3 protein-coding genes are annotated in these 7380 nt (G+C 45.6%); all 3 read right to left on the reverse strand.

What is annotated here, in order from left to right:
• On the reverse strand, positions 1-1743 hold a 1743-nt coding region (locus tag ACCI49_RS22725), incomplete at its 3' end, for a two-partner secretion domain-containing protein (protein ID WP_371841517.1).
• Between the two features lie 58 nt (positions 1744-1801).
• Positions 1802-3787 carry a ShlB/FhaC/HecB family hemolysin secretion/activation protein gene (locus tag ACCI49_RS22730; protein ID WP_371841518.1) on the reverse strand — a complete coding sequence of 662 codons (1986 nt, stop codon included), beginning with the start codon at positions 3785-3787 and terminating at the stop codon, positions 1802-1804.
• A 75-nt stretch (positions 3788-3862) separates the two neighbouring features.
• Complete coding sequence (locus tag ACCI49_RS22735) at positions 3863-6481, reverse strand: bifunctional serine/threonine-protein kinase/formylglycine-generating enzyme family protein (RefSeq protein ID WP_371841519.1); 2619 nt, start codon at positions 6479-6481, stop codon at positions 3863-3865.
• Between the last annotated feature and the right edge of the window lie 899 nt (positions 6482-7380).

Genomic DNA, 7380 nt, shown 5'->3' on the forward strand with positions numbered 1-7380 from the left:
TACGCCATTATCGGAACCTGCATCTACAGTTTCTATATTTTTAAAAGTGAGCCCGTGAACTTCTAGCTCACCGGTTTCATTAAACTCAAATTCATCGACACCGTCAGTACCTATCAGTTTATCTGCATTGGTGGCATCCGCATTATTTCCCGCATCAATTTTTGAGTTAAACCCGGTAAATACTATATCGTTTGCCGTAAGTTCTGTGGAACTGATAATAGCGAAGGTATCACTTCCCGTAGAGCCGGCAATAATCCCGGTTATTGAGCTAGTAAATTCTACACTGTCGAGATTTTGGAAGGTGATTCCAGTATTGATTAGCTCTTTGCCGGTTCCAGTGAGGTCGACTTGCGTAGCTGTTGTCAGCTTGTCAACTATGCCATTATCGGAACCTGCATCTACAGTTCCTATATTGCTGAAAGTGAGTCCATGAACTTCTAGCTCACCGCTCTCATTAAATGAAAACTCATCGACGCCGCTAGTGCCTATAAGTTTATCAACAACCCCGTCGGCAAATCCAGCATCTACCGCTTCGATATTAGCAAATGAAATTGCGTTGTCGAAGTTTTCATTTTTGGAAACATCAAAACTCTGGCCTGCGTCACCTAAGCGTATAAACTCTTGCTCGGATGAGAGCGTATACTTATCTTCCCCCGCCCCCCCTGTAATAGATGCAGTACCGGTAAACTCTATATCCCCTAGTTTATTGTCTGAACCTTCCCCTTTCTGACCAACTGAAAACGAGAAATTAGTGGCCTCAATCGATCCAGTATTAACTAATGAATCTGTAGTAACAACTTCCAGTTGCGCACTTAAATCCGGGGAGTCGTCATTCAGTAGAGATACGTTTAAGTTGCCACTGTTAATTACACTACCGCCGGAACCAACTAAACGAATTTTGCCTTCGCTGGTATCTATTCCTCGCGCCTGAATAGTGCCTGTGTTATTAACAGCCGCAGTAAACAAATCACTGGAAATACTGGCTTCCATTACAACTTTAGCAGCCTCAATAGAGCCACTATTAATCACTGCACTATCAATACCTAATTTATTTTCTGCAACCTCTTCCGTAATTGCAACACCAATCATACCCTCGGCATCAAAAGTCAGGGCCGCCTTATTTCCCGCAGCCAAAACAACCAATTCGGCACTTATTAAACCCGGCGAATCGTTTATGGATACATTTTCCACATGCTTCCCAAGTAGAACAGCACTGGATGCATTAATCACCCCTCGGTTTATCACATTTCCATAATAACCATCACCATCTACACCCTGAAATATAAACTCGCCATTCATAAATTCGCTTGGGTTTATATCAAGCCCGGATGCAGTAAGCGCACCCACATTCACGGTGGCCGTCTCAGTGAATAAGACTCCTCGTGGATTTACTAAAATAACGTGACCATCAGCTTCAATGGCTCCACGTATCTCACTCGCATTACTATCAAGGATTCTATTGAGCACGATATGGGAGGCATTATGATCAAATCTAACAGTCTCGTCTTTAGTAAGATTAAAAGATTCCCAATCGATAGCTAATAGCTCAGTATCTTGACTGATAGTGGTTAAATCATCATTGTAAACTATGCTACCTTCACCACCCGTAATTTTTCCACCTGTAGGCCCTGCATAAACCTGCGGACTGAGTAGCCCAGCAAACATCCCCAGATAGGCCAAGTGAGAAGCCTTGATTGCAGAAGTCAGTTCTTTCAGTTTCAGAGAGTGTTTATTGGTTTTCATGCCAGCACCTTGTGTAGAGCTCCTGCCCAACCACAGCTAATAGAAGAATTCGTTTTATTTAGTTGTAAAATATTGAAAAATCGGCAAACAACATTGGCTCATCCATATCCGTACCGGTGCCTTCAATTGATGAGCCCGTTTTTATTGGCCAAGCAACAGATACTTTACTGGCGAAAAATTCGTTCCAATTAAATTTGAATAACATTCCACCACCAGCGAACCTCCCCCAGTCATCTTCTTTACCGCTTTTATAATTATTAACAATTCCATATCCAAAGTCCGTAAATAGGGCGATTTGCAACATATCATTTAGCTGTTGTCCAAATAACACCGGATTTACTGCTTCAGGGAAAGTCATATACCATTCTGCAGATAGAAGGCCTGCGGTATCTGCAGAAAAATCTCTTACATCAAATGCTCGAACACCATTTGCTCCACCTAATGACAGTTGCTCAAATGCCGGCAGGGCATTATCACTGAACTGGGCCCGGGCTTTTAAAATAAGGCGCGACTGATCTTTACTAAAGGGCATCGGCAAGAACAGCAGTGAGCTTCCATTTAAGGAAAACTTGGTGAAGTTATCTCCACGTGCTTGCTGCAAACTTTCTTCAAGTTCTCGCTGGTGCTCGCCATACTGAATATTTGTACTTAAAATATTCAGCATAGGAATGGCTCCACTGGATAGGTGGTCAAAATATAGACCGACCTCAGTGCCATACACATGATCTCCAGGCTCATCAAATTTTGTGATTGCCAGAAGATTAGACTTCTTTTCTGTCAGGCTAAATGATCCGGTAAGGTTAAAATCCCTTGAACGACGGAACTTATGTTCCGTGGTGAGAGCATAGCTTTTATTGTTACCATGAATATCCAATTTATTTAAAAAGTCATCAGGATCTTCTATATTTTTCAAAATAAATTCATTATGATCCACTGAGATCTGGACTCTAGTACGGGGTCCAAATAGGGGAAAGCTATATCTAAACTGCCCCAAATCTGAGCCGAAGTTAGATTCATAATTTGTTACATTGGTAGACTTTAGATATCCAATTGTTAAAGCATCGCCGAAGCCCAGAGGGTTTAACCAGTCTATTGTTGTATAGAAACGTTGGTCCCCTGTATATGCAGAACCATGATTATCTGCCCTAAAACTTGTCTTCCAGCGGTTGGCATCGCGCACCTTCAAGTTAAGCTTGGTTTCCCCCGGGTTTTCCCCGGCACTAAAATAGCCGGTTACATTTAGCCCAGGTAAATCATTAAGGAGGTACAGCCCCTCTTCAATACTTTGGTGATTAACCAGTTTTCCACGCTGTTCCTCAAAAGGTTCCACCAATTGGTTTAATGTGTACTCTTTGGTATCTTCTACAGCCACCTGTCCGAGCAGCCCCTCCTGAACAGTGAGTGTGACTATGCCATTTTCAACCTCTTGTGCCGGAATTTGCACCTGAGCCAGAAACAATCCTTGCCGGCGATAAAAGTTTGTTAACTCTGCGGCAATTTCTTCGAGATCCGCATAACTGATACCGCGCTCTTTATTCTGTTTTTCAATAACACTAATCAGTTTTTTTAATTCTGATGGACCTAGTGCTCCAGGATTAAATTGAGCCCCCATGCCATCCAACAGTAGTGCAAGTTCTTCTAGATTCTCTATCGTATAGCCACTAGAGAGGATTTTATCCTCTTTCATATACTTTATACGCAGATTTTCTGCCATTTTTTCTACTGTTTCGCGGTCAATACCATACTCTGGATACTCTTCCAAACGGTGAAACTTAAATTCCTTAACCGTAATCCTTGGACCCTGATTACGCTGAGATATTTCTGGAATCTCTGTGTCTAGATTGGGATCTCTTGCCTCATAAGTACGCTGTAAAAAATCCTTTGTTACATCAGCTTCATTAACTGTGGCTGTATCCTGGTCAAATGCCTGCCTTACACGACTGCGAAAGCTGGAATCCTCTTCCTGGGCGTAAACTGGTAATTGCGATATCAGAAAGCTGGTGCCTACGAATAGCGCCAGTTTACTTTTCCTAAGCCCAAGCATAACTCCCCCGTTATAATCCTGATTGTTATGCCGGCCCTGAACTTTCTCTTATAGATAGAACCGGTCTTCAATTATTCAATTCACATCCCTGACTATGCGAAAACCTGTAAATTCATCTGCCCTACCATCATGCAGCCGCTTGGATGTTGCAAGGCAGCGACTCATGGGATCTTGCCGACTTCCTCCCAACGCGAGAATTTCGCCATCCGTTCCCCGCGCCCACTCCTGAATATTACCTACCGAATTCACTAGGCCAAATCTATTAGGAGACCCGGATTGTGCCGGAACCAACTCGGCGCCTTTCTCAATCCCGCCATATTTCAAGTGGCAGTTTCGGTCGGCCACTTCCTCCTGACCATTGGCACTGGCGGCAGCGAACCACTCCTGTTCTGAGGGTAGGCGATAGGTATAGCCTGTCTCATCACTTAACCAACTGAGATATGCCTCTGCATTAGCGAGTGTCAGGTTATTCGCAGGCATCTCGCCGTTACCGATATTCAGCCCTGCGCACTGCTTGGTCACACCACAGAACTTCTTAAGATCGTTGTTATTAACTTCGTATTTACCAACAGCCAGAGGCCTGCCACCCACTCCCTTGGTAACTACCATTGCGGGGCCTTTGGAGCCATCTGCAAGACGGTCATGGCAGTTATAACGATTCCCTCGTCCACCACTACCTGGAACCAGGTGGCCACAAAAGTCCAGCTTAAACTCCTTGAGTGGCCCATAGCTGGGGAGAAGTGCCCTAAACTCGTCTACCAAGGTTTCTGTCCGTACAGGGTCTCTGGCCCCTAATTTGGCAGCGCAATTATTCAGTTCTTCACCAACAACCGGGCGTATCTGGCGGGCCTTGACGCTGTCAAGCTTTGCCAATTGTGAAAGCTGACTTCCAACGGCGGCTACATTTATGTCGAAACTACAAGTAAGAGTGCTTTCCATTTCATTAAGAACTGCATCTATCTGCTTCTGTTTAATTGCAGCCAAGCGGCGGCGTTCCGCCCGCTCTTCGGCAAGACGAATACGCTCTGCCTCTCTCTCAGCTTCCAGACGTTCCGCTTTCAGGCGAGCTTGCAGGTTCTCTCTGTCAGTGGCCAGCTGGGATTTGATAGCCACAGCCCGGCTGGACACCTCATACCAGTTCGCTGCACTTCTCAGCATTAAATCAGCTTGATCCAGATTGCCGAGGTTTAGCTGGCCAGTAGCTGCAGCAAGAAAGAATTCGGATATCTCTCTGCGGGAGGAATCCAAGAAGTCCTCATCACTGGGATTCAGCTCTGAATACTCTCTCAGCTCCAGGCGCAGATCGTTTTCCCATGCAGGAGTCAGAATACTTAAGCCAATCAGCCTGTTGATTGTCTCTCGCTTATCGCTAATACGCCGCTCCAGCAACTCCTTCTGCAACTTTCGCTCAAGCTCAATCTTTACCCTTGCCTGCTCCGCGCTATTCTGTTGTTCTAGGAGGTTATAACCAACACCAGCCCCCACGAGCATAATTGCGAAAGCGCTGCCCAATACCCACTTCCAGGTATTACTAACGAAAAATGCTTGAACAAGCTTCTCTACCGTGTCGGTGCGATTTTCCCGCTTAAGCTCAAGGGCCGACTCGAGGGCACGCCATTCGCGGCGGTTCAAACCCTTAATACGCTTGGGGCGCAGCTTCTGCTCAAAAGCCTTGTCGGCGGGAACCTTGTCATAGGGGTGGCGACCACAAAACAGCTCATAGGCCACACAACCCAGCGCGTAAACGTCATCGGAGGGCGCGGGCTCGCCGCCCTTTAACATCTCGTAGCTGGCATAGGCTGGTGTCAGGGCACCAAGGCTGCCGGCGTCAAATACAGTGGTTTCACCGGTTTTGTTGGCGATCCCCCCTTCAGAAACCGCTCGGGCAATACCAAAGTCAAAAACCTTGGCCCCTTTTTTACTGGTGACGAAGATATTGCCCGGCTTAAAGTCAGAATGGACGATCTTATGGGAATGCGCATAGATCAGTGCCTGGGAAATATCGGAAAACACTGACCGTGCTCTTTCAGGCTCTAAGCCCACATCTGCATGCTCTCGCAGCAGCTTGTCCAATGGAGCACCTTCCAGAAACTCCATTGTCATAAATACGCGATCACCATCACGGTCAAAATCATAGACCGTTACAATATTGGGATGCGCCAGTGTCTGAGATTTCCGCGCTTCACGTTGCAAGGATATAAAAGCATCGGGATGTTTCTGGAAGTCATCATTCAACAGCTTGATAGCCACATAGGGCTCGCTGTCATTTGCTTCAAGTTTACGACGGTCCAGGGCCTTATATACGGCACCCATGCCACCTACACCGAGAAGCTTGTCCAGCTCAAAGCGACCTTTAATAATCGTCTTGGTAACTGCACCTGAAGGCAGAGGCTCGAAAGAGTCGGGGGTATCAGTAGGGTTTGCCGGTATTCCTCCAGACAGCTGCGCTGCAGCTTTCTTTTGGCCAGGAGCTTTTCGCGGAGCGGGACTGAAAACTGTAGCATCAGATCCGAATGCCACAGCAGCAGAGGGAATTATTGCCTCTGCTCCTCGCACTGGCGGGTGATCATTCGCTCCAGTTGTATCCTGAGGAACAACGACTGTTACATCACCATCCTCTGTCAGCCCACTCTCAGGTTGATCCGAGCATGGCGGAGCGTCACTCGGCCGAACAATACGCGTCTTATCGTTCAATTCCGCCTCCTTGGGAAAATATTAAGACATATTCAAATGCCGAAACCAAAATGTATTGCGGGCTAAGTCAATAAGATAATAGAGAAGCGAAGTATATCGAACAGCCTAATAAGCAACAACGAAGTAATATTGAAATTATTTTATTTAAAGATGTCTCGGTGACGATCATCCCTGCATACAGAGGAGCAATGCGATCAATCTACCTTTCAATACAGGCAATTACATGTCCTTACAGCGAAATTTTTATACACACCAGGATTAATGGATTTTATTTTGGTAATGGCAGAGTGTTAACAATTCTTCACATTCACTAAAGTCAACTACCTCATCAGTAAGCCAATAAAACCATAAACCCACGGTATAAAATATTAGTGTCAGAGTCGAATTTAACTAAGGAGCCTCTGATTAATTACGTAATATCTTTGCGGGATTTGAAGGCTGCAAATGTTAGGCGCAGTTTGCCGCGAATGACTTTAGTGTTTTGTAAGAGCAGCAACGCGGCAGATACAGCCTTCAAGTCCCGACCGCCGGAGCTCTCAGAGCGGTTCACTTTCTACGTTGTAAATTCTTGAAAAGTCATGACATTCCTACATATCCGCGCCTGGATTGTGAATCGCTCTGAAAGCCGAAGACATCACGGGATTAATCTGCGACTCCTTAGAAGACATAATTCCAGCTGGCAAGGAAGCTTCCATGAATAATTGGTGCCAGAGTCGATTAAATAAGATGAAATTAAGGTTTTTTTTTACTTTTCTCTCTGTTTAAATCGCTCCAGTTGCCACTGCGACGTTACCTGAGCTAGCTTCATCGCCGTGGTAAAGGACTAACCACCAACATCAAAAGCCAAACAAGAGGGAATCCCCATGGCTATCTACATGAACTTCAACAACAAAGCCACC

Origin of the sequence: Microbulbifer epialgicus, from assembly GCF_041447265.1 — a bacterium.
Taxonomy (GTDB): domain Bacteria; phylum Pseudomonadota; class Gammaproteobacteria; order Pseudomonadales; family Cellvibrionaceae; genus Microbulbifer; species Microbulbifer epialgicus.

What these genes read in the sequence shown, in the direction of transcription:
- ACCI49_RS22730 (WP_371841518.1), bottom strand. Translation starts at nt 3,787, where the DNA reads ATGCTTGGGCTTAGGAAAAGTAAACTGGCGCTATTCGTAGGCACCAGC.